Origin of the sequence: Castellaniella sp. MT123 (genome assembly GCF_039614765.1) — a bacterium.
GTDB lineage: Bacteria > Pseudomonadota > Gammaproteobacteria > Burkholderiales > Burkholderiaceae_B > Castellaniella.
The window spans coordinates 788,430-810,398 of record NZ_CP154879.1; the positions used below are offsets into that span (position 1 = coordinate 788,430).

General features: G+C 63.0%; 21 protein-coding genes. 15 read left to right on the plus strand and 6 right to left on the minus strand.

Translation table 11 applies throughout. The annotated features are described in order from the left end of the window. Position 1 precedes the first annotated feature (1 nt). From ABCV34_RS03590 to ugpB, 4 genes are read right to left on the minus strand one after another with little or no spacing between them, the layout of a single operon-like run. The gene (locus ABCV34_RS03590) at positions 2-1,081 is read right to left on the minus strand and encodes a sn-glycerol-3-phosphate import ATP-binding protein UgpC (RefSeq protein WP_345797860.1); all 1,080 of its coding nucleotides are present in this window, start codon (positions 1,079-1,081) and stop codon (positions 2-4) included. Between the two features lie 15 nt (positions 1,082-1,096). Then, entirely contained in the window at positions 1,097-1,939 is an 843-nt protein-coding gene (ugpE, locus tag ABCV34_RS03595; RefSeq protein ID WP_345797861.1) for a sn-glycerol-3-phosphate ABC transporter permease UgpE, read from the minus strand. A gap of 51 nt (positions 1,940-1,990) precedes the next feature. Then, on the minus strand, positions 1,991-2,872 hold the full coding sequence (gene ugpA / locus ABCV34_RS03600; protein WP_345797862.1) for a sn-glycerol-3-phosphate ABC transporter permease UgpA: 882 nt from the start codon (positions 2,870-2,872) through the stop codon (positions 1,991-1,993). Between the two features lie 3 nt (positions 2,873-2,875). Then, positions 2,876-4,186 carry a sn-glycerol-3-phosphate ABC transporter substrate-binding protein UgpB gene (gene ugpB / locus ABCV34_RS03605; protein ID WP_345797863.1) on the minus strand — a complete coding sequence of 437 codons (1,311 nt, stop codon included), beginning with the start codon at positions 4,184-4,186 and terminating at the stop codon, positions 2,876-2,878. A gap of 153 nt (positions 4,187-4,339) precedes the next feature. Between ugpB and proC the strand changes: the two genes are divergently transcribed. From proC to ABCV34_RS03635, 6 genes are all read left to right on the plus strand, one after another. After that, positions 4,340-5,173, plus strand: coding sequence for a pyrroline-5-carboxylate reductase (proC, locus tag ABCV34_RS03610; RefSeq protein WP_345797864.1), 834 nt, complete (start codon positions 4,340-4,342; stop codon positions 5,171-5,173). 210 nt (positions 5,174-5,383) lie between these two features. Continuing rightward, positions 5,384-6,502: a high-affinity branched-chain amino acid ABC transporter substrate-binding protein gene (locus ABCV34_RS03615; protein WP_345797865.1), complete on the plus strand. Its 1,119-nt coding sequence runs from the start codon at positions 5,384-5,386 to the stop codon at positions 6,500-6,502. A gap of 87 nt (positions 6,503-6,589) precedes the next feature. Next, complete coding sequence (locus ABCV34_RS03620; RefSeq protein WP_345797866.1) at positions 6,590-7,519, plus strand: branched-chain amino acid ABC transporter permease LivH; 930 nt, start codon at positions 6,590-6,592, stop codon at positions 7,517-7,519. Further along, positions 7,519-8,745, plus strand: a complete 1,227-nt coding sequence (locus ABCV34_RS03625) for a high-affinity branched-chain amino acid ABC transporter permease LivM (RefSeq protein WP_345797867.1) — start codon at positions 7,519-7,521, stop codon at positions 8,743-8,745. Before ABCV34_RS03620 ends, ABCV34_RS03625 begins: the two co-directional genes overlap by 1 nt. Then, on the plus strand, positions 8,742-9,506 hold the full coding sequence (gene livG, locus ABCV34_RS03630) for a high-affinity branched-chain amino acid ABC transporter ATP-binding protein LivG (RefSeq protein ID WP_345797868.1): 765 nt from the start codon (positions 8,742-8,744) through the stop codon (positions 9,504-9,506). Before ABCV34_RS03625 ends, livG begins: the two co-directional genes overlap by 4 nt. A gap of 2 nt (positions 9,507-9,508) precedes the next feature. Then, entirely contained in the window at positions 9,509-10,210 is a 702-nt protein-coding gene (locus tag ABCV34_RS03635; protein WP_345797869.1) for an ABC transporter ATP-binding protein, read from the plus strand. Positions 10,211-10,241: 31 nt separating this feature from the next. Here the strand turns inward: ABCV34_RS03635 and ABCV34_RS03640 are convergent, their stop codons facing one another. Beyond that, complete coding sequence (locus tag ABCV34_RS03640; protein WP_345797870.1) at positions 10,242-10,853, minus strand: glutathione S-transferase N-terminal domain-containing protein; 612 nt, start codon at positions 10,851-10,853, stop codon at positions 10,242-10,244. A gap of 267 nt (positions 10,854-11,120) precedes the next feature. On the opposite strand from ABCV34_RS03640, the gene ABCV34_RS03645 reads away from it, so the two are divergent. The 6 genes from ABCV34_RS03645 (at position 11,121) to ABCV34_RS03670 (ending at position 16,289) form a co-directional block, all read left to right on the plus strand. Then, positions 11,121-12,095, plus strand: a complete 975-nt coding sequence (locus ABCV34_RS03645; RefSeq protein ID WP_345797871.1) for a D-2-hydroxyacid dehydrogenase — start codon at positions 11,121-11,123, stop codon at positions 12,093-12,095. 63 nt (positions 12,096-12,158) lie between these two features. Then, complete coding sequence (locus tag ABCV34_RS03650; RefSeq protein WP_345797872.1) at positions 12,159-13,208, plus strand: glyceraldehyde 3-phosphate dehydrogenase NAD-binding domain-containing protein; 1,050 nt, start codon at positions 12,159-12,161, stop codon at positions 13,206-13,208. 58 nt (positions 13,209-13,266) lie between these two features. Beyond that, the gene (gene fumC / locus ABCV34_RS03655; protein ID WP_345797873.1) at positions 13,267-14,670 is read left to right on the plus strand and encodes a class II fumarate hydratase; all 1,404 of its coding nucleotides are present in this window, start codon (positions 13,267-13,269) and stop codon (positions 14,668-14,670) included. 3 nt (positions 14,671-14,673) lie between these two features. After that, positions 14,674-15,060 (plus strand): DUF488 domain-containing protein, encoded by a 387-nt coding sequence (locus tag ABCV34_RS03660; protein ID WP_345797874.1) that lies wholly within the window; start codon positions 14,674-14,676, stop codon positions 15,058-15,060. Positions 15,061-15,120: 60 nt separating this feature from the next. Further along, positions 15,121-15,504: an NfeD family protein gene (locus ABCV34_RS03665; RefSeq protein ID WP_345797875.1), complete on the plus strand. Its 384-nt coding sequence runs from the start codon at positions 15,121-15,123 to the stop codon at positions 15,502-15,504. Continuing rightward, a complete protein-coding gene (locus tag ABCV34_RS03670) occupies positions 15,504-16,289 on the plus strand; it encodes a slipin family protein (RefSeq protein ID WP_345798689.1) in 786 nt (261 codons plus the stop codon). Before ABCV34_RS03665 ends, ABCV34_RS03670 begins: the two co-directional genes overlap by 1 nt. Here ABCV34_RS03670 and ABCV34_RS03675 read toward each other — a convergent pair. Further along, the gene (locus ABCV34_RS03675) at positions 16,249-16,734 is read right to left on the minus strand and encodes a redoxin domain-containing protein (protein WP_345797876.1); all 486 of its coding nucleotides are present in this window, start codon (positions 16,732-16,734) and stop codon (positions 16,249-16,251) included. The genes ABCV34_RS03670 and ABCV34_RS03675 overlap by 41 nt on opposite strands. Before the next feature lie 214 nt (positions 16,735-16,948). On the opposite strand from ABCV34_RS03675, the gene ABCV34_RS03680 reads away from it, so the two are divergent. The 3 genes from ABCV34_RS03680 (at position 16,949) to nadB (ending at position 21,965) form a co-directional block, all read left to right on the plus strand. Then, the gene (locus ABCV34_RS03680; RefSeq protein WP_345797877.1) at positions 16,949-17,281 is read left to right on the plus strand and encodes a c-type cytochrome; all 333 of its coding nucleotides are present in this window, start codon (positions 16,949-16,951) and stop codon (positions 17,279-17,281) included. 87 nt (positions 17,282-17,368) lie between these two features. Beyond that, entirely contained in the window at positions 17,369-20,242 is a 2,874-nt protein-coding gene (locus tag ABCV34_RS03685) for an adenosylcobalamin-dependent ribonucleoside-diphosphate reductase (RefSeq protein ID WP_345797878.1), read from the plus strand. Positions 20,243-20,330: 88 nt separating this feature from the next. Next, entirely contained in the window at positions 20,331-21,965 is a 1,635-nt protein-coding gene (nadB, locus tag ABCV34_RS03690; RefSeq protein ID WP_345797879.1) for an L-aspartate oxidase, read from the plus strand. Positions 21,966-21,969: the final 4 nt, after the last annotated feature.

Sequence of the window (21,969 nt, forward strand, 5' to 3'; positions counted from 1 at the left end):
GTCAGTCGCCGATGCGCTTGCCTGTGCCGGCGTCGAACCAGTGGGCGGGATGCTGCCCGTCGGGGCCCAGGGTGATGGTATCGCCGTTCTTCAATGGCCGATCCCGTGTCTCGGTCACGGCGCAACGCAGCACCAGGGGCTGTTCACCCCAGCGGGCATGAATCAGTTGCTCGGAACCCAGCACCTCGACCATGTCGACCCGGGCCTGCAAGCCAGGCGCGCCCAGACGCAGGTGTTCCGGGCGCAGGCCCAGGATGCCCCGCGAGTTGGTACCGGCCGCCATGGGTACCCGGACGGGCAGTGTGGCGCCATCCGGCCCCAGGGCGCGGCCCTGGGCATCGATATCCACATTGAGCAGATTCATGGGTGGTAACCCGATGAAGCCTGCGACAAAGACCGTGGCGGGGTGCTCGAAGACCTCGGCGGGGGTGCCGATCTGTTCCGGGATGCCCTGATTCATGACGATCATGCGATGCGCCAGTGTCATGGCTTCCACCTGATCGTGGGTGACGTACAGACTGGTGGTCTTCAGGCGCTGATGCAGCTTCTGAATCTCCAGGCGCATTTGCACGCGCAATTTTGCGTCCAGATTCGATAATGGTTCGTCGAACAGGAAGACGGAGGGTTCCCGCACGATGGCGCGGCCCATGGCCACGCGCTGGCGCTGGCCGCCCGAGAGCTGGCGTGGCCGGCGATCCAGCAGGTGATCGAGTTCCAGGATGCGCGCCGCGTCTTCCACACGGTGACGGATTTCGGCCTTGGGCAGATGGCGGATCTTCAGGCCGTAGGCCATGTTGTCGAAGACGCTCATGTGGGGGTAGAGCGCGTAGTTCTGGAACACCATGGCAATGTCGCGCTCGGCGGGTTCCAGGGTGTTGACCACGCGATCGCCGATGGAGATCTCGCCGTCGGTCACGGATTCCAGGCCGGCGACCATGCGCATCAGCGTGGATTTCCCGCATCCTGAAGGACCGACGATGACGACGAATTCGCCGTCATGGACTTCCATGTCGATGCCGTGAATGACGGCCACACCGCCCGGGTAGGTCTTGCGCACATTGCGAAAGCTCAGGGTTGCCATGAGAAAACGTATGTCCTATTTTTCTGTGTCGACCAGGCCCTTGACGAACCATTTCTGCATCAGGATGACCACAGCGGCTGGCGGTACCATGGCCAGCAGGGCGGTCGCCATGACCAGGTTCCATTCCGTGACGCTGTCGCCGCCGGCGATCATGCGGCGGATGCCCACGACCACCGGGTACATGTTTTCCTGGGTTGCGATGATCAGCGGCCACAGGTACTGGTTCCAGCCATAGATGAACTGGATCACGAACAGCGCCGCGATGCTGGTGCGCGACAGCGGCAGCAGGATGTCCTTGAAGAATCGCATGGGGCCCGCGCCATCGATGCGTGCGGCTTCGACGAGCTCATCGGGGACCGTGAGGAAAAACTGCCGGAACAGAAACGTGGCCGTCGCCGATGCGATCAGCGGCAGGGTCAGGCCCGCATAGCTGTTGAGCATCCCCAAGTTGGCGATCACCGCGTAGGTGGGTGCGATACGGACTTCGACGGGCAGCATCAGGGTGATGAAGATCATCCAGAAGCACAGCATGCGGAACCGGAAGCGGAAATAGACGACCGCGAAGGCCGACAGCATGGAAATCGCGATCTTGCCGATGGCGATGGCCAGCGCCATGAAGGTGCTGATCCACAGCATGCGGCCTACCGGGGGCGTATTGATGGCCCCGCCTGTCAGGACTGTCCAGTAATTGCCGAGAAAGTGCGAACCCGGGATGAGCGACATGGGTGCCTGGGCGACTTCCTGAGCGGTCTGCGTCGAGGCAACGAACGCGACATACAGAGGGAAGGCGATCACGACCACGCCCAGAATCAGGACGGCATGGGACACCAGGTCCAGCAGCGGCCGGCGCTCAACCATGTTCGACCCTGCGGGAAAGGGAGGGGATGATTTTCGAACGAATGCGGCGCATCAATAGTTCACCTTGCGATCGACGTAGCGGAACTGCACGACCGTCAATGCGATGACGATCAGCATCAGGATGACGGATTGGGCACCCGAGGAACCCAGATCCAGACCCTTGAAGCCAGCGTTGTAGACCTTGTAGACCAGGATGTCTGTGGCATGGCCAGGGCCGCCCTGAGTGACCACGTCGATCACGGCGAAGGTGTCGAAGAAAGCGTAGATGAAATTGATCACCAGCAGGAAGAAGCTGGTGGGAGACAGCAGGGGAAATACGATGGTCCAGAACCGGCGCGCGGGGCCGGCGCCATCGATCGCGGCGGCTTCGATCAGGGATCGGGGAATGGACTGCAGGCCCGCCAGAAAAAACAGGAAGTTGTACGAGACCTGTTTCCAGACGGCGGCGAAGACGATCAGGGCCATGGCGTCCCCGCCATCCAGGCGGGGATTCCAGGACAGCCCCAGGCGCAGCATACCGACGGCCAGGATCCCGACCGAAGGCGAGAACAGGAACAGCCACAGCACACCGGCCACTGCGGCGGCGACAGCGTAGGGCCAGATCAGCAGAGTCTTGTAGATGGCGGCACCACGCACGACACGGTCCGCCATCACGGCCAGCAGCAGCGAGATCCCCAGGCCAAAGAACGCTACCAGTGCGGAGAACCAGGCCGTGGTACGCAGAGACGCCAGGTAATCCGCACTGCCGAACAGGTCGGTGAAATTGGCCAGCCCCACGAATTGCGAGGACAGGCCAAAGGGGTCTTCGACGCGAAACGACTGCCACATGGCCTGCCCGGCCGGCCAGAAAAAAAACACCAGGGTGATGGCCAGCTGGGGCGCCAGCAAGAGCCAGGGCAGGGTCCGATGATGGAAGACGACGCGTTTTTCCATCGATTACTTCATGCTCTTTTCAAAGCGCTCAAGCAGGGCGTTGCCTTCGGTGGTCATCTTTTTCAGGCCGGCGTCCGGGGTGGTATTGCCCGCGAAGATCTGTTCCATGGTGGCGTCTTCGATGTCGCGGATCTGCGGCAGGTAGCCCAGCCGGATCCCGCGGGAGTTGGTGGTCGTGTTGGCGTTCAACTGCTGGACGGCGACCTCGGTGCCGGGGTTCTTTTCATAGAAGCCGGACTGCTTGGTCAGATCGTGGCCGGCTTTGGTCACGGGCACGTAGCCCGTGCCCTGATGCCAGGCGGCGGCCTGTTCGGGGCTGGACAGGTATTTGAAGAATTTGATCACGCCCTTGTAGGTGGCGTCGGACTTGCCCGAGAACACCCACAGCGAAGCCCCGCCGATGATCGAGTTCTGCGGAGCGCCCTTGACGTCGGGATAGTAGGGCAGGGTCGACGTGCCGAAGGCGAACTTGCCTGTCTTGATGATGGAGGCCCGCATCCCGCTGGAGCCGGTGTACATACCGCATTTGCCGGATGTGAACAGCGCATTGCCCGCGTCGCCGCGCCCGCCATAGGTGAATTCGCCGTCTTTGGACATCTTGGCCAGGAAGGTCAGGTGTTTCTGGAACAGCGGGCTGTCCAGCAGCAACCGGGCGCCCAGGCCGCCAAAGCCGTTGTCCATCGAGGCGTAGGGTACGTTATGCCAAGCGGCGAAATTTTCCAGCTGGATCCAGGCCGGCCAAGCCGTGGAGTAGCCGCATTCCATGCCGGCCGCACGCAGCTTTTTGGCGGCAGCCGCCACCTCGGGCCAGGTCTTGGGCGGGGTTTCGGGATCCAGGCCGGCGGTTTTGAAGGCGTCCTTGTTGTAGTACAGCACCGGGGTGGAGCTGTTGAACGGCATGGACACCAGCTTGCCGTCCGGCGAGGAATAGTAGCTTGCCACAGCGCCCAGGAAGGCCTTTGGATCGATCGGATCACCGACCTTTTCCGACAGCGCCTGGACAGGCTGGACCGCGCCCTTGGCGTACATCATGGTGGCGGTGCCGACTTCGAAGACCTGCAGGATGTCGGGGGCGTTGCCGGCACGGAAGGCCGCGATTCCGGCGTTCATGGATTCGGCGTAGGCGCCCTTGTAGACGGCATGCACCACATAATCGGATTGGCTCTTGTTGAAGGCCTGGGCAATGGCGTCGACGCGCTCGCCCAGAGGGCCCTCCATGGAATGCCAGAAGGTGATGTCGGTGGCGGCGTGAGCCAGGCCAGTGCTGGTGATCAGCGCAGCCAGAATCGTCATGCGAGAGAATGCGGATGCCATCTGAGTTCTCCTGTGGAATGCCCCCGGAACCCCCCCGGTCGGCGAAGTGGGGGATTGTAGGCAGGTATTGTGACCAGTTCATGTCGGCTTTGACAATCCCGGTTTGCCAAGGGGTCTTCTGCGGAAGCGGGCGGGATCGTACAATGGCAGGCTATGAAAAACACACTCTCTCTTGCACTGATCGGCGGGGGCAATATGGCCAGCGCCCTGGCCAGCGGGCTCATCGGGCGGCGCTGCGCCGCCGCCGACGTTCACGTCATCGACCCGGGGGACGATACGCGGTCCCGCTGGGAAGCATTGGGCACGACGACGGCCACAGCACCGGATGCCCGGTTGTCGGAATGCCGTGTCTGGTTTTTCGCCGTCAAGCCGCAGGTCATGGCCGAGGTCGTGCGCCAGTGCCAGCCGTGGTTGCGTCCCGATACGCTGGTGATCAGCATTGCCGCCGGTATTCCGGGGTCGGCCATCGCCGGCTGGCTGGGTTCGGGCTCTGTCCCTTATACCCGGGTCGTGCGCTGTATGCCCAACACCCCGGCCCTGATCGCCGCCGGCATGACCGGCATGACAGCTCTGTCCGGGGTCGACGATCCGGATCGCGTGCTGGCCGAAGAGCTGCTGCGCGCCGTGGGTGATGTGCTGTGGGTGGCTGACGATGCCGCGATCGATGCGGTGACCGCCGTGTCGGGTAGCGGCCCCGCCTATGTGTTCTTGTTTCTAGAGGCCCTGATCGCCGCTGGCGTCGAACAGGGCCTGACCCCCGAACAGGCACGTCAGCTGGCGCTGGCCACCTTCCATGGTGCTACCCAGTTGGCCACGCTGTCGCCGGATTCGCCGGCGGTGCTGCGCGAACGGGTAACCTCCAAGGGCGGCACGACGGCGGCCGCGCTGGCGGTGTTCCAGCAGCATGGTCTGACCGACATCATGCGCGAGGCGGTCTCGGCGGCGGCGCGTCGGGCAGGCGAACTGGCCCGTGAATTCTCCCGCTGATCCCGGGTCACCGGACGGAAGCGGCGAGATGACCTGTGTCATGTCACAGGTGGTCATCAGGGATTAACCGTAGTGACACTCCGGACCCAAGTCGTCAGAATACGCCTGCCGCTCAGGGCAGAAGCAATAAACCAAGGCTTACCGTCCTGGCTTGAAGCCCCCGATCGGGGGCTCTTTCAGCCAACGGCGCCTCTACCGGAGACATTACGAATGAAGTTCACCTTGCGCATCACTCCCGTCATTCTGGCGTTTGGCGCCCTGTCGCTCGCGGCAGGCGCTCAGGCCGATACACTGAAAATCGGCATCCCCCAGCCGATGACCGGCCCCAATACTCAGTACGGCGATCAGATCCAGGCCGGCGCGCTCACGGCCATCGATGCGCTCAACGCCGCCGGCGGCATCAAGGGCATGAAGATCGAGCCCCTGTTGATCGATGATGGCTGCGAACCGAAACAGGCCGTGCCCGCCGCCAATCGCGTGGTCAACTCCGGGGCGAAATTCGCCGTGGCGCACGCCTGCTCGGGCACCACGGTTCCCGCAGTGAACGTCTATGAACAGGAAGGCATCGTCGCCATCACCCCGGGCGCGACCTCGCCCCTGGTCACCGACACGATCAAGCCGCATTTCTTCTTCCGCACCATCGGTCGTGACGACCAGCAGGGTCCGTTCGCCGCCGACTATATCGCCAAGCAGCTGAAACCCAAAAAGGTCGCGATCCTGCACGACAAGCAGACCTATGGTTCGGGCTTGGCCAACCAGGTCCAGAAGACGCTGGAAAAGGATGGCGTCAGCGTTGCCCTGTACGAGGGCATCAACGTCGGCGACAGCGACTATTCGGCCGTCATCTCCAAACTCAAGGCCCTGGGCCCTGACCTGATCTACTTCGGCGGCTATCACCCCGAACTGGGCCTGCTGCTGCGCCAGGCGCGCGAACAGGGGCTGAACACCCAATTCATGGGGCCTGAAGGGGTTGCCAACAAGGATCTCGTCGCCATCGCCGGCCCGGCGGTCGACAAGCTGCTGGTCACGCTGCCCGCGGACTTCACCAAGATGAAGGGCAACGATCAGATCCTGGAAAACTTCAAGAAATACAAACGCAGCCCGGATGGTGCTTTCACCATGCCGGCCTACGCTGCTGTCCAGGTGCTGGCCGACAGCATCAACGCGGTGGGCGCCGACCCGGCCAAGGTCGCCGACTACATGCACAGCCACAGCTTCGACACCGGGATCGGCAAGGTCGATTACGATGCGAAGGGCGATCTCAAGCGCTTCGAGTTTGCTGTCTATCGCTGGGATGCCAAGGGCAACCTGACCCAGATCCAGCCCTAAGCCGTTCGATGGGCTCCGGTGCACGCCGGAGCCGTTTTCCTGGCCGGGCCGACAGGCCCGGCCGTCATTCAGTGAATCCCCGCCATTATGTCCGACCTGCTTCCTCTATTGACGCAACAGCTGTTCAACGGCTTGTCGCTCGGCGCCATCTACGCGCTGATCGCGATCGGCTACACCATGGTCTACGGCATCATCGGCATGATCAATTTCGCCCACGGCGAAATTTACATGATCGGTGCCTACGTCGGTCTGGTCACTTTATCCGCCATCGGCATCAATAGCGGATTGCCACTGCCCGTGATGGTGCTGATCATGCTGGTCATGGCGGTGCTGGTCACGGCCGTCTACGGCTTTGCCGTCGAAAAGATTGCGTATGCGCCCTTGCGCAACAGCCCCCGCCTGGTGCCGCTGATCTCCGCCATCGGCATGTCGATCTTCCTGCAGAACTGGGTGGCGACGGGGCAGGGCGCGCGCGACATGGCCGTGCCGGCCATGATCAACGGGTCGATCGACTTCACACTCGGCAGCAGCGATTTCACCGTGACGGCGCCATACTCCCGCATCCTCATCATCGTGGTGACCGTCCTGATGATGATCGGGCTGACGCTGTTCATCAAATATTCGCGCACCGGCCAGGCATCGCGCGCCTGCTCTCAGGACCTGCATATGGCCAACCTGCTGGGCATAGACACCAGCCGGATCATTTCCTATACCTTCATGATCGGCGCCATGCTGGCGGCGGTCGGTGGGGTGCTGATCGCTTTGGCGATCGGTAAACTCAATCCCTTCATCGGTTTCATCGCCGGCATCAAGGCCTTTACGGCAGCGGTGCTGGGCGGGATCGGCAGCATCCCTGGCGCCATGCTGGGCGGGGTGCTGCTGGGGCTGGCCGAAACCTTCGCGGCGGCTTTCATCTCCTCGCAATACAAAGACATCGTGGCGTTTTTGCTGCTGGTCTTCATCCTGATGTTCCGTCCCACGGGGCTGCTGGGCAAACCCGAGGTGGAAAAGGTCTGATGATGAAGAATGTCAAAAACTCAATGATCGCCGCCATCCTGGCGGGCGTCATCATCGCTCCCATCTATGGCCTGCAGATCCTGCGCCGTGGCCAGGAAACCTATCTGCAGCCCGACTGGAAGATGATCTTCGGCGGCATGGTGCTGGTCTTCCTGGTCCAGATGCTGCGCCCGCTGCTGAAACAATCCAAGTCGAACGCCGCGCCGCGTTTCAGGATGCCTGCCTTCTCGGACAAGGCCCGCCACAAGGCGATCATCGTGTTGATCCTGTTTGCGCTGGTCTGGCCGTTCTTCACCGGCCGGGCACAGGTCGATATCGCCACACTGGTCCTGATCTACGTCATGCTGGGCTTGGGGCTGAACATCGTGGTTGGTTTTGCCGGGCTGCTGGATCTGGGCTTCGTGGGTTTCTATGCCACCGGCGCCTATACCTATGCCTTGCTCTATCACTGGGCGGGCTGGGGGTTCTGGCAGGCACTGCCCTTCGCCGGGCTGATGTCGGCCTTCTTCGGCTTTATCCTGGGCTTTCCGGTCCTGCGGCTGCGCGGCGATTACCTCGCGATTGTCACGCTGGGTTTCGGCGAAATCATTCGCCTGATGCTCATCAACCTGTACAGCTTCACCGGCGGGCCGGACGGCATTTCGGGGATCCCGAAGCCGTCGTTCTTCGGCTATCAGATGGTGCGCCGCACCACCGATGGGTCGCCCACATTTCATGATTTGATGGGCTGGACCTTCAACAGCCAGGACGTCGTGATCTACCTGTACCTGATGGCCCTGGTGCTGGTCTTGTTCACGCTGTATTTCACCAGCCGGCTGATCCGCATGCCGATTGGCCGCGCCTGGGAGGCCCTGCGTGAAGACGAGATCGCCTGCCGGTCCCTGGGCATGAATCCCCGCAACATCAAGCTTTCCGCCTTCACGATGGGTGCCATGTTCGCGGGCTTTGGCGGCGCATTCTTTGCCGCCCGCCAAGGCCTGGTCAATCCCGAATCCTTCACCTTCATCGAGTCGGCCTTGATCCTGGCGATCGTGGTGCTGGGGGGCATGGGTTCCCAGGTCGGGGTGATCCTGGCAGCCGTGTTGCTGACCGTGGTTCCTGAACTTGCCCGCGAATTCGCGGAATACCGCATGTTGATCTTTGGTCTGGTGATGGTGGTCATGATGGTCTGGCGCCCACAAGGCCTGCTGCCCGTGAAACGTCCGCAAGTGGAATTGGAATCATGAGTGAATCTTTGTTGAAGGTCAGCGGACTGACCATGCGGTTCGGCGGCCTGCTGGCGGTCGATCAGGTCGAATTCGAGGTCCGCAAAAACGAGGTCTTTGCCATCATCGGGCCTAACGGCGCGGGCAAAACAACCGTCTTCAATTGCGTTGGCGGGTTCTACAAACCTTCCACCGGTGCGATCGTCATGGACGGCAAGTCGATCAATGGCCTGCCCAGCCACAAGGTCGCGCGACACGGCCTGGTGCGCACCTTCCAGAACGTGAGGCTGTTCAAGAACCTGACGGTGCTGGAAAACCTGATGGTGGCCCAGCACACCCTGATGGAAACCGGCTTGCTGCAGGGGCTGCTGAAACTGCCGTCATTCCGGCACTCGGAAATCGCCGCCAAAAAACGCGCGGTGCAGTGGCTGGACTTCATGGGCATCCGCCAGTACGCCAACCGCGAAGCCGGCAATCTGGCCTACGGCCACCAGCGCCGGCTGGAGATCGCCCGCTGCATGATCACCCAGCCGCGCCTGCTGATGCTCGACGAGCCGGCGGCCGGCCTGAACCCCCAGGAAAAGCGGGATCTGTCGGCCTTGATCGACCAGTTGCGGCGCGAATATGGCGTTGCCGTGCTGCTGATCGAACACGACATGAGCCTGGTCATGGGGGTGTCGGACCGCATCCTGGTCATGGAACACGGCAAGCCCATCACCACCGGCCTGCCCGAGGAAGTTCGCGCGGATCCTCGTGTCATCAAAGCTTATCTGGGGGAATGACCGTGCTCAAACTAGAAAATATCAGCACGTTCTACGGTGCCATCCAGGCGCTCAACGACGTCTCGGTCGAAGTCAATCAGGGCGAAATCGTCACCCTGATCGGCGCCAACGGCGCTGGCAAGACAACGCTCCTGATGACCGTCTGCGGCAATCCGCGGGCACGGTCCGGGCGCATCACCTTTCTGGGCGAGGACATCACCGAACAGCCCACCCATACCGTGATGCAGCAGGGGATTGCCATTTCCCCCGAAGGGCGTCGCGTGTTTCCGGATCTGACCGTCGCCGAAAATCTCAATATGGGGGCATTCTTCCTCGACAAGACCCAGACGGAAGAAAGCATGGAGCATATCTTCGATCTGTTTCCTCGCCTGAAGGAACGCGCCAATCAGCGGGCTGGGACCATGTCCGGTGGCGAACAGCAGATGCTGGCCATCGGTCGGGCGCTGATGACTCGCCCGAAGCTGTTGCTGCTCGACGAACCGACCCTGGGTCTGGCGCCGCTGATCATCGCGCAGATCTTCGACATCATTCGCAAAGTCCGCGAAGAAGGTGTGACAGTCTTCCTGGTCGAACAGAACGCCAACAAGGCGCTGCAGGTGGCCGATCGCGGTTATGTGCTGGAAACCGGCAAGGTGGTGCTGGCCGATACCGGGGCGAACCTGCTCAGCAACGACGAGGTCCGGAAGGCGTACCTGGGGGCGTAGTGGGGGGGCGCCCCGCAGGGGCTGTTTCGCTTCAGGCCAATCCCTGTGCTTTCAGGGCTGCTTGGACGCCGGGGTCGGCCTGCATGCGCTTCTGGAAGCGACGCAGGTCTCCCATGCCGGGCAGGGCGATCTGTTTGGCGTCGGCCCACATCAACAACACGAACAGATAGGGGTCGGCAAGCGAACGCTGGCCGGTGAGCCAATCGCGTCCCTTGAGCTGATGATTGGCGATGGCGAAGAAGCTCTTGATCTTTTCGGCGGCCTTGGCGGCCAGCACTTTGCCTGCGGCCTCGTCGCCGCCGCTGAAGTAGGGGGCGGCAAACAGCAGGCCAAAAGTGCGGTGGATGTCCGAATTGCACATGCTGAGCCAGCGGCGGGTTTCGGCGCGGGCGCGCGGCGTGTCGCCGACCAGCTTGGCTTCGGGGTGCAGTTCCCCCAGGTAATCGAGGATGGCGGCACTTTGGGTCAGTACGAAATCGCCGTCGACCAGTGTTGGTACCGCGCCGGTCGGATTGAGTGCCAGATAGGCAGGTTCCTTGGTCTGTTCGGGGGGCAGGCGTTCCGTCTCATAAGGTTTGCCAATCCATTCCAGAACGATATGGGTGGCAAGCGGGCAGGCGCCCGGGAAGTAGTACAGTTTCATGTGACTTCCGTCGAAAAAGAGGGTAAGTGTTTACCGTCGTGTTATACCACCTGACGATGGCGGGGCGGCGATATCCGGCGGCGTGCTCGCGGGTATCCGGGCGCACGCGACGACCAGGTTCCGGCTGCTGAAGCCGGGGGCTTGATCGCCCAGGTGTTCGCAAGCCTACGGGAATCGATGCGAGTCATCGGGCCACAGGTTCGTCGGGCTGGGCATGGGGTAGACTTACAGTAGCCGGCACAACAATATTCGGGGAGAAGCTCGTACATGGATCCGCTGCGCATCGTTTTTCTGGACCGGGATACCTTGCCGGAGTCGATCGACCTGCCTCCCCCGCAGGTCCCCCATGAACTGGTCTGCCATGCCCGCACCGCGCCCGATCAGGTGGTCGAGCGCATACGCGAAGCCGATATTGTCGTCACCAACAAGGTAATCCTGACAGCCGACATGCTGCACCAGGCTCCGCGCTTGCAGATGATCGCGGTGGCGGCCACCGGGACCGACAACATCGATCTGGACGCTTGCAATCAGCGCGGCATTGTCGTGTCCAATGTGCGGGATTACGCGGTTCATACCGTGCCGGAACATACCTTCGCCCTGATGCTGGCCCTGCGGCGCAGCCTGCTGGCTTACCGCCAGTCCGTGGCCGACGGCCATTGGCACGAAAGCGGCCAGTTCTGCTATTTCGACTTTCCGGTACACGACCTGGCCGGATCCACACTGGGGATCATCGGCCGGGGCGCGTTGGGCGAAGCCGTCGCCGAGATCGCCCGCGCTTTCGACATGAAGGTGCAGTTCGCCGCGCGGCGTGACGCCGATTCGCCGGCCGAGGACTACACGTCCTTCACGCACGTTCTGCGCACGAGCGACGTGATCACCCTGCATTGTCCGTTGAATCCGCAGACCCGGGGCATGATCGGGGCCAACGAATTCGCCCTGATGGAGCGCAAGCCGCTGCTGATCAACACGGCTCGGGGCGGGCTGGTCGACGAATACGCGCTGGACCACGCCCTGCGCACGGGTCAGATCAGCGGCGCCGGTTTCGACGTGGCCTCACAAGAGCCGCCCGCTCCCGATCATCCTCTGATGAAATTGCTGCGCTATCCCAATTTCATTCTGACGCCACACGTGGCCTGGGCCAGTCTGGAAGCGATCCAGGCCATGGCCAATCAAGTGCGCGACAACATCGAGGCATTCTGCCGCGACGCGCCTCGCAACGTCGTGGCGGGCTTCCATGCCTGACCCGCGCGCCATGACTGTGTTTGCCGCTTATCTGGCCAGCCTGCCGCCATATCGCTGAAATTCATGTCCGCTCCTCTTTGTCTTGCCATCAATGGGTACGGCCGTATCGGCCGCTGCATCGTGCGCGCCCTGATCGAGTCCCGCTACCGGGAAACCATGCATATCGTGGCCATCAACGAACCCGCGGACCTCGAGTCCATGGCCTACCTGACCCGGTTCGACTCGACGCATGGCGTGTTCCCGGGCGAGATCCAGGCCATCGAATCCGGCCTGCGCATCGACGGGCGGGACATCCCCGTCTTTCATGAGCGCGAGCCGGCTGCGGTGCCCTGGGGGCGGCTGGGTCTCGATGTGCTGCTGGAATGTTCCGGTGCTTACGCGACACGCGAACGCCTGCAGGCGTTTCTGAACGCCGGGTGTCCGCGTCTGCTCGTCTCGAACCCGGGGCGCGGCGCGGCCGACGTGGACTGCACTGTCGTCCACGGCGTCAACGACGCCTGCCTGAGGGCGGACCAACATATCGTCTCGGCCGCGTCGTGCACCACGAATGCCATTGTGCCGGTGCTGGATCTGCTCGATCGGCAGCTGGGGGTGCGCAGCGCCTTTCTGACAACGCTGCATTCGGTCATGAACGACCAGCCCATGATCGATGGCTATCACCATTCCGACCTGCGCCGCACACGCTCGGCCATGCAATCCATCGTACCGGTCACCACCGGGCTCGCCCAAGGGGTGGAACGCCTGCTGCCGCAGCTGACGGGCCGGGTCCAGGCCAAAGCGGTGCGGGTGCCGATCCTGAACGTCTCGGCGATCGACCTGACCGTGAACCTGACTCAGGCAACGTCCGTGGATGCCCTCAATACGCTCTTCACGGATGCGGCGAGTACGTGTCCCGGCCTGCTGGCCTGCACCCGGCAGCCCCATGCATCGATCGATTTCAACCACGATCCACACTCGGCCATCATCGATCTGGGGCAGACCCGTGTGAATAATGGACACTTTGCGAATCTGATGGTCTGGTTCGACAATGAATGGGGCTTTGCGAACCGCATGCTGGATATCGCGTCAGGCTGGTCCGACCTGTTCAGACAGATCGCCGCGCCCTCAGCCTGAGCGTCCGGATCCGCTCGATTCTTCACTATTTCGCCGATACGACAAGGAGCATGACATCATGGCTGACAGCCGCACCGAAACCGATTCCATGGGCGCCGTCCAGGTGCCCTCGGCACATTACTGGGGTGCCCAGACGCAGCGCTCGATCCAGAATTTTCCGATCGGCGTGGACCGTTTCCGCTGGCAGCCACCCATCATCCATGCCCTGGGGGTACTCAAGAAGGCGGCCGCCCAGGCCAACGCCGAACTGGGCGAGCTGCCGGCCGATATCGGCAACCTGATCGTGCGCGCCGCCGACGAGGTCATCGAAGGCAAACTGAACGGAGAGTTCCCCCTGGTGGTGTTCCAGACGGGGTCGGGTACGCAGTCCAACATGAATGCGAACGAAGTCATCGCCAACCGGGCCATCGAGCTGGCCGGCGGTGTGATCGGTTCGAAGGCCCCTGTGCATCCGAACGATCATGTCAATCGCGGGCAGTCGTCCAACGACACGTTCCCGACCGCCATGCACATCGCCGTGGCGACCGAACTGCAGCACCGGTTCTTCCCCGCGGTGGGCAGGCTGCGCTCCACATTGGACGCGAAAGCCCACGCCTACCGGGACATCGTCAAGACCGGTCGCACCCATCTGCAGGATGCCACTCCGATCACATTGGGGCAGGAGATCAGTGCCTGGGTAGCCCAGCTGGACTTTGCCCTGGATGCGGTCCAGGCGGCGCTACCGGGCATCTACGACCTGGCGATCGGGGGTACGGCGGTGGGAACCGGCCTGAATGCGCATCCCCGCTTCGGCGATCTTGCGGCCGCCCGCATCGCCGACATCACAGGTCTGCCGTTTCGCAGCGCCCCCAACAAGTTCTTCGCCCTGTCGGCGCACGATGCCCTGGTGAACTTGTCGGCGGCCTTGCGCACATTGGCTGGCGCCCTGATGAAAATCGCCAATGACGTGCGCTGGCTGGCCAGCGGCCCGCGATGCGGCATCGGCGAGCTGAACATCCCCGAGAACGAACCGGGCTCATCCATCATGCCGGGCAAGGTCAACCCCACGCAATGCGAAGCCATGACTATGGTTTGCGTTCAGGTCTTCGGCAATGACGCGGCCGTGGCGTTCGCCGGATCCCAGGGCAACTTCCAGCTGAACGTCTACAAGCCCGTGATGGTGCACAACGTGCTCGAGAGCATCGGCCTGCTGGCCGACGCCTGCCTGTCGTTCGACGAGCATTGCGCCACCGGCATCGAGCCCAATACCCAGCGCATCGAACAGAACCTGGAAAAGAACCTGATGCTGGTGACGGCGCTCAACCGCCACATCGGCTACGACAAGGCTGCGGCCATCGCCAAGAAGGCCCACAAAGAGCACAGCACCCTGCGCGAAGCGGCGCTGGTGCTGGGCTTTCTGACCGATGCGCAGTACGATGAATGGATCGTCCCTCTGGATATGACGCATCCCAGCAAAGGCTGAATCATGTCAATTCGCGTGCGGATCAAGCGGGTCTACGAGGCACCCGATGCCTCGGACGGCCTGCGGGTTCTGGTGGACAGGCTCTGGCCACGCGGTCTGTCCAAGGCCGGTTTTCAGCACGATCTGTGGTGCAAGGATCTGGCGCCCAGCACGGATCTGCGTAACTGGTTCGGACACAAGCCCGAACGCTGGGAACAGTTCCGCCGCGACTACACGGCGGAACTGCAGGCCGATACGGCTCAGGCCATGCTCGGCGACGTGGTCGCCGCTGCGCACGCCGGAACCGTGACACTGCTGTATGGCGCGCGGGATACCGAACACAATCAGGCTGTCGTATTGGCCGATGCACTCAGGGCATATGCCAGCCACCACGCGTCGAAACCGGGGTAATCGATCCCGATAGGATCCGGAAGGTCTTAGGCCGCAGGTGCCGTGGGTGCCGGCACGGAAATGCGCACCATCGCCCGGCGCAACTGCCGGGCGCGAGCGACAGAGGGGGAAGGGATGCTGCTGGTCTATTTCAGTTCGCAGTCCGTCTGGGCGCTCGGGTTGCTGGGCTTGGTCATCCTGTTGGCGGTCGTCATTGCCGTCCAGGCACACCGCAGTCGGGCGCAGGGTGGCAACGAAGAACTGCCTGGCATGACGGGCGAGGTCACAGAACCTTCCGATGCGCGCGGCCGCGCATGGGCCCTGGTGCGCGGCGAGGTCTGGCAGGTGCGTGCCGACGTGCCGCTGCACCCCGGACAAGGGGTCCGGGTACTTCGCGCCCGCGGGCTGATTTTGTTGGTCGAACCCATCCCGGAACGGGATGATTCCTTGGGAGAATCCTCATGATGTTCCTGGATCTGGGCTCCGGCGTGAGCCTGCTGGTACTGATTTTCCTCATCATTGTGCTCTTCAAGCTGTTTCACATCCTGCGGGAATACGAGCGCGCGGTGATCTTCACGCTGGGACGCTACACAGGAGCCAAGGGGCCGGGCCTGATCATCGTGATTCCGTTCCTGCAGCAGGTCGTGCGGGTTGACCTGCGGGTAGTGACGCTGGACATCCCGCCGCAGGACGTGATCTCGCGCGACAACGTGTCGGTTCAGGTCAATGCCGTGGTGTATTTCCGCGTCGTGGACCCGGGCAAGGCCATCATTCAGGTCGAACATTACCTGGAAGCCACCAGCCAGCTGGCGCAGACGACGCTGCGCGCCGTGCTGGGCAAGCACGAACTCGACGAGATGCTGTCCGAGCGGGAAAAGCTGAATCTGGATGTGCAGACCATCCTGGACGCGCAGACCGACGGTTGGGGCATCAAGGTCACCAACGTCGAAATCAAGCACATCGACCTGAACGAGACGATGGTGCGCGCCATGGCCCGCCAGGCCGAGGCCGAACGCGATCGGCGCGCCAAGGTGATCCATGCCGAGGGTGAGCGTCAGGCGGCCCAGGCGCTGGCCGAGGCTGCCCACACACTGGCCCAGGAGCCGTCCGCGATGCAATTACGTTATCTGGAAACCCTGACCCAGGTGGCGGGCGACAGGTCATCCACCCTGGTGTTTCCGATTCCCATCGACCTAATGGCGGGGTTCATCAAGCAGTCGAGTCCGTCTCGGCCATCAACTGACCAATGACGGCACCCACCTGCAGATCGTCCAGCTGGCCGAAATGATGCAGCCGGATGCGGCCTTCGGAATCCAGGATGAACAAGGTGGGGGTGCCTTGCATGCGCCAGGCCTGCATGGTCAGCGGGATCGGATTGCCGCGCGGATCGGCGCGATCGATGCCGACCGGAAAATGGATGCGGTATTCGTGCATGAAGGCCCGTAGTGCCACTTCGGTCATGGCGGCGTGGTGTTCGAACACGGTATGCAGGCCCACGACCTGGACCCGCCCGGGCGGGAAGGTCTGGTGGATGGCTTTCGCCTGCGGGATGCCGTGCGAGACGCAGCCCGGGCACAACATCTGAAAGGCATGCACGACCACGACTGAGCCGCGCAGGTCCTGCAGGGATAGCGGGGCATCCGTGTTCAGCCAGGTTTCGACGTCCCATTCGGGGGCTTTGTCACCCGTGATCATTTTCAACGCTCCAGATCCATTGATTTACATCATAGGCTGACCACACCGGCAAAGGAAGACCTACAATTTATGGCGTTACTTTTGTTCCCGACCCCAAGCTATGGTGTAATGAGTCGCTTGCCGTGATCGGCTTGCCGCTTGTGTCCGGCTGGCGTATGCCGTCAGCCGGCTCTGGAACCGAACCTCCTTTTTTCTGATCGTAGGAGACTTGCTCATGAAACTGTCTGCACTGGCCCTGTGCATTCCCCTGCTGGCTTTGGGCCAGGCCGCCCATGCCGCGCCGGATTTTGCCCAGGTCAAAGAAATCCTGGCGAAGAACGCCTGTCTGGCTTGCCACGCCGTCGACAAAAAAGTCGTCGGCCCCGCTTATCAAGACGTTGCGGCCAAACACAAAGGGCAGGCGAATGCCGCCGAACTCATGACTGCCAGCATCAAGGGCGGCAGTTCCGGCAAGTATGGCCCCATCCCGATGCCGCCGAATGTCGGTGTTTCCGATGCCGACATCAAAGTCGTGGTCGAATGGCTGGTTGCGGGCGCCCCGCACTGATCGTCATGACCCGATGAACCCTGCGCGCGGCCGTCGGCTGCCGCAGGGTTTTTACATGAATCATTTGTCCGACCGTTTGGAGCCATCATGAAGCGCGCGGAGATTACTCAGGGGCTGGAGCCCCAGTCGATTTCGACAGAAGTCCTGCGGGAAAAATACGCCAAGGGCGCCGAGACCACGATCACCGAGATCCAGCAGCGGGTCGCACGTGCCCTGGCTGCGGTGGAAAAGCCCCGACAGCGTAAACACCATGAGGCGCTGTTCCTGGATGCGCAGCAGCGCGGCTTCATTCCCGCCGGACGGATCAACTCAGCCGCCGGCACCGACCTGGCGGCGACCCTGATCAATTGCTTCGTCCAGCCGGTGGGTGATTCGGTCTCCAGCGCTGTGGACGGCCGTCCGGGCATCTACGACGCGCTGCAGAAGGCGGCGGAAACGATGCGCCGAGGCGGGGGCGTGGGCTACAACTTCAGCCACATCCGCCCCGCGGGCGCCGCCGTGAAGGGCACGGCCTCGAAGGCCTCGGGACCGGTGTCCTATATGCGCGTGTTCGACCGTTCCTGCGAAACCGTGGAATCCGCCGGTTCGCGGCGCGGCGCGCAGATGGGCGTGCTCAGCGTCAGCCATCCCGACATCGAGGCTTTCATCCTGGCCAAGCAGACGCCGGGCGAACTGACCAATTTCAACGTCTCGGTCAGCGTGACGGACGAATTCATGCGTGCGGTCGAGACCGACTCCCTGTTTCCGCTGACGCACGCCGCGGCGCCCAGCGAGGAACTCAAGGCAGCCGGCGCGCATCAGCGCGAGGACGGCCTGTGGGTCTACCGCGAGGTCCGCGCCCGGGCTCTGTGGGATCTGATCATGCAGTCCACCTACGATTACGCGGAACCCGGGGTGCTGTTCCATGATCAGATCAATCGCGAAAACAATCTGCACTATCTGGAAACGCTGGACGCAACCAACCCCTGCGGCGAGCAACCGCTGCCGGGCTATGGCTGCTGCTGCCTGGGCTCCATCGATCTGACGCGATTCGTGCGCAACCCCTTCGGCTTTGGGGGCGATCCGGAGGTCGACTGGGAAGGGCTTGCCGAGATCACCGCCGTCGCCATCCGGATGCTGGACAACGTGCTCGATGCGACGGTCTGGCCATTGCCGGAACAGGCCGCCGAGGCCGCCCACAAGCGCAGGGTGGGGCTGGGCGTGACCGGCCTGGGCGATGCGTTGATCATGCTGGGGCTGGCCTACGACAGCGACCCCGCTCGTGCGATGGCCTCGCGCTTTGCACGCGAGGTCGCCCATGCCGCGTATCGGGCCTCGATCGCCCTGGCGCGCGAACGTGGCGCCTTCCCCGGATTTGTCGCGAGCGAGTACCTGAAGAGCGGATTCGCGCAACGATTGCCCGAGGATATTCGCGCCGCGATCGCCGATCACGGCATCCGCAACAGCCATCTGACATCGATCGCGCCGACCGGCACGATTTCGCTGGCGTTCGCCGATAACGCATCGAACGGCATCGAGCCGGCGTTTTCCTGGACCTACACGCGCACCAAGCGCATGGGCGATGGCTCCAAGCAGGACTACGTCGTCGAGGATCACGCCTACCGGCTGTATCGCCTGATGGGGGGCGACGTCTCCGGGCAGTTGCCGCCTTCGTTTCGCACCGCGCTGGAGATCTCCGCCCGCGATCATGCCTTGATGGTGGCCGCGGTGAAGGACCACGTCGATGCGGCGATCTCCAAGACCGTGAACGTCGCGGTGGACTACCCGTACGAAGACTTCAAGGACTTGTACCTGCAGGCCTGGAAGCTGGGGCTCAAGGGCATCACCACCTATCGGCCCAGCGGCAAGCGCGGCGCTGTGCTTTCGGTCACGCCCACGCCAGAAGCGCCGGCCCAGCCGGAGGCCATTTCGCTGTCCGAGGCGGACCGCCGGCTGGTGCTCAAGCGCACCATCGAGCCGGTTCTGAACAGCCTGCGCTGGCCTAATCGTCCGCGCCTGCCGCGCGGTGCGTCCTGCTGGGCGTCGGACGCCATCGAGACGCAGGACGGCAGTTTCGTGGTGTTCGTCTCGGACCTGCAGAACCGGCCCTTCGAGATCTGGGTCAACGGCGCCCGTCCGCCGCGCGGTCTGGGTTCGGTGGCAAAGATGCTCAGCCTGGACATGTACACGGACGATTTTCCGTGGCTTACCCGCAAACTGGAAGTTCTGGCACGCACCAACGGCGGGGCTGATTTCCAGATCATCGATCCGGAAACGGGCGAACCGACCTGGATGCCCTCGACGGTCGCGGCGCTGGCCCGCCTGGTCGCCTTCCGCCACCGCACGCTGGGAATCGCCGCGTCGGCGGAGTCCCATTCCGCGATGATGGAGGCCTTGATTGCCCCGCGCGAGCCCAAGACCGGTCCCGACGGCACGATGGGCTGGATCTGCGACGTGCTCAATCCCGTCACCGGCGACGATTTCGTCCTGATGGTGAAGGAACTGCGCATGCCCGACGGTTCGACCCGGCCCTATTCCGTCTGGGGCGCCGGCAAGTTCCCGCGCGCCTTCGAGGGCCTGTTCAAGCTGTTGAGCCTGGACATGCGCATCGTGGATCCCGCCTGGATCGCCATGAAGTTGCGCAAGCTCACGAAATATGCCGAGCCCCAGGGTGATTTTCTCGCGCGGGTACCTGGCAGCGAAAAGTCCCGCTCTTTCCCGTCCACCGAGGCCTATATCGCCCGTCTGCTGATCCACCGCTATGCGATGCTGGGCATTCTCGATGAGCAGGGCGAGCCGATCGAGCAAATGGGCGTGGTCCAGGCCGAATCCGAAGCGCCCGTGGCGACCGGTGTATCCTTGCCACCAGCCGCCCCCGCCATCCAGGGCAGCGAATGTCCGGAATGCCACCTGCATCGGGTGATCAAAAAAGACGGCTGCCAGTTCTGCACCAACTGCGGCTACACCGGCGCATGTGGGTGAGATCGGAGTGGCCTGCAGGCCACGACGTGGAGGGATGCCAGAGGGATGCCACAATGCTAGAAATGTCATATAGGGTGAAGTTCCTGCAATGACTCAAAACTACGACGTTCTCATCATCGGCAGCGGCTTGGCCGGCCTGACCGTGGCCCTGCATCTGGCGGCGGAAAAAAAGGTCGCCGTCCTGTCGAAAAAGGCGCTGCTGGACGGCGCCAGCAACTGGGCGCAGGGCGGCATTGCCGCCGTGCTGGATTCCCAGGACAGTTACGAGAAGCACGTGGCCGACACACAGGTGGCGGGCGCGGGCCTATGCGATCCGGATGCCACGCGCCACATCGTGGAACAGGGCCGTTCAGCTATCGATTGGCTGATCCAGCTGGGTGTTCCGTTCACGCCCGACCAGGGGGCGGAACTGGGCTTCCACCTGACCCGGGAAGGCGGCCACAGCCAGCGGCGCATCATCCACGCGGCTGACGAAACCGGCCATCTGGTTCAGCTGACGCTGGAGCAGCAGGTCAGGGCGCATCGCAATATCACGCTGCTCGAACACCATTCCGGCGTCGAACTGATCACCAGCCGCATCCTGGATGCCCGGCCTCCGGCCATGCCGGACGCGCCGGCCCGATGCCTGGGTGCCTACGCCTATGACGAGCAGGCCGACCGGGTCCGCACGATCCTCGCCAGCCAGGTGGTGCTGGCCACGGGCGGAGCGGGCAAGGTCTATCTGCATACCAGCAACCCGGATACGTCCACGGGCGACGGCATCGCCATGGCCTGGCGCGCCGGCTGCCGGGTCGCCAACATGGAATTCATGCAGTTCCACCCGACCTGCATGTATCATCCGCAGGCCAAGTCCTTCCTGATCTCGGAGGCGGTTCGGGGCGAGGGCGGCGTGCTGCGCCTGCCGGCCAATGCCGGCGCCCAGGCGGGCGAGCGATTCATGCAGTGGCATGACGAACGCCTGGAACTGGCCCCGCGTGACGTGGTGGCGCGCGCCATCGATTTCGAGATTAAAAAGCGCGGCTTGACCCACGTGGATCTGGACATTAGCCATCGGCCCACCGAATTCATCCGCGAGCATTTTCCGACGATCCACGCCCGCTGTCTGGAATTCGGCATCGACATGACGCGCGAGCCCATCCCGGTGGTTCCGGCCATGCACTTCACCTGTGGGGGCGTGGTGATCGACCTGAACGGCCGCACCGACATTCCCGGTCTGTACGCGGTCGGCGAGACTGCCTATACCGGCCTGCATGGCGCCAATCGCCTGGCCAGCAATTCCCTGCTGGAATGCCTGGTCATCGGCCGCAATGCGGCGCGCGACATCGATGCGCAACCGGCTTGCGCGCCAATGGCCGGTCCCGTGCCGGACTGGGATGACAGCCGCGCGCGCGATGGCGCCGAAGCCGTGCTGGTGGCCCACGCCTGGGACGAGGTGCGTCGTCTGATGTCCAATTACGTGGGGATCGTACGCACCCAGAAGCGTCTGAACCGCGCGCGCCAACGCATCAGTCTGCTGGAGCAGGAAATCGATGCCTACTATCAGGAATATCGCGTCACCAGCGACCTGCTGGAATGCCGCAATCTGATCCAGGTGGCCGGGTTGGTGGTGGCCGCCGCCCTGTCACGCAAGGAAAGCCGCGGCCTGCATTACTGCCAGGATTACCCCTGGACGCTGCCGCGCGCCCTACCGACCGTGATGACGCCGGAAGACGGGTTCCGGTAGACGA

Coding starts and splice junctions, on each gene's coding strand:
- ABCV34_RS03650 (WP_345797872.1), top strand. CDS start 12,159: ATGTCCGCTCCTCTTTGTCTTGCCATCAATGGGTACGGCCGTATCGGC.
- ABCV34_RS03685 (WP_345797878.1), top strand. CDS start 17,369: ATGAAGCGCGCGGAGATTACTCAGGGGCTGGAGCCCCAGTCGATTTCG.
- ABCV34_RS03590 (WP_345797860.1), bottom strand. CDS start 1,081: ATGGCAACCCTGAGCTTTCGCAATGTGCGCAAGACCTACCCGGGCGGT.
- ABCV34_RS03660 (WP_345797874.1), top strand. CDS start 14,674: ATGTCAATTCGCGTGCGGATCAAGCGGGTCTACGAGGCACCCGATGCC.
- ABCV34_RS03675 (WP_345797876.1), bottom strand. CDS start 16,734: ATGATCACGGGTGACAAAGCCCCCGAATGGGACGTCGAAACCTGGCTG.
- ABCV34_RS03665 (WP_345797875.1), top strand. CDS start 15,121: ATGCGCACCATCGCCCGGCGCAACTGCCGGGCGCGAGCGACAGAGGGG.
- ABCV34_RS03670 (WP_345798689.1), top strand. CDS start 15,504: ATGTTCCTGGATCTGGGCTCCGGCGTGAGCCTGCTGGTACTGATTTTC.
- proC (WP_345797864.1), top strand. CDS start 4,340: ATGAAAAACACACTCTCTCTTGCACTGATCGGCGGGGGCAATATGGCC.
- fumC (WP_345797873.1), top strand. CDS start 13,267: ATGGCTGACAGCCGCACCGAAACCGATTCCATGGGCGCCGTCCAGGTG.
- ABCV34_RS03615 (WP_345797865.1), top strand. CDS start 5,384: ATGAAGTTCACCTTGCGCATCACTCCCGTCATTCTGGCGTTTGGCGCC.
- ugpE (WP_345797861.1), bottom strand. CDS start 1,939: ATGGTTGAGCGCCGGCCGCTGCTGGACCTGGTGTCCCATGCCGTCCTG.
- ABCV34_RS03620 (WP_345797866.1), top strand. CDS start 6,590: ATGTCCGACCTGCTTCCTCTATTGACGCAACAGCTGTTCAACGGCTTG.
- ugpA (WP_345797862.1), bottom strand. CDS start 2,872: ATGGAAAAACGCGTCGTCTTCCATCATCGGACCCTGCCCTGGCTCTTG.
- ABCV34_RS03645 (WP_345797871.1), top strand. CDS start 11,121: ATGGATCCGCTGCGCATCGTTTTTCTGGACCGGGATACCTTGCCGGAG.
- ABCV34_RS03625 (WP_345797867.1), top strand. CDS start 7,519: ATGATGAAGAATGTCAAAAACTCAATGATCGCCGCCATCCTGGCGGGC.
- ABCV34_RS03640 (WP_345797870.1), bottom strand. CDS start 10,853: ATGAAACTGTACTACTTCCCGGGCGCCTGCCCGCTTGCCACCCATATC.
- ABCV34_RS03680 (WP_345797877.1), top strand. CDS start 16,949: ATGAAACTGTCTGCACTGGCCCTGTGCATTCCCCTGCTGGCTTTGGGC.
- nadB (WP_345797879.1), top strand. CDS start 20,331: ATGACTCAAAACTACGACGTTCTCATCATCGGCAGCGGCTTGGCCGGC.
- ugpB (WP_345797863.1), bottom strand. CDS start 4,186: ATGGCATCCGCATTCTCTCGCATGACGATTCTGGCTGCGCTGATCACC.
- livG (WP_345797868.1), top strand. CDS start 8,742: ATGAGTGAATCTTTGTTGAAGGTCAGCGGACTGACCATGCGGTTCGGC.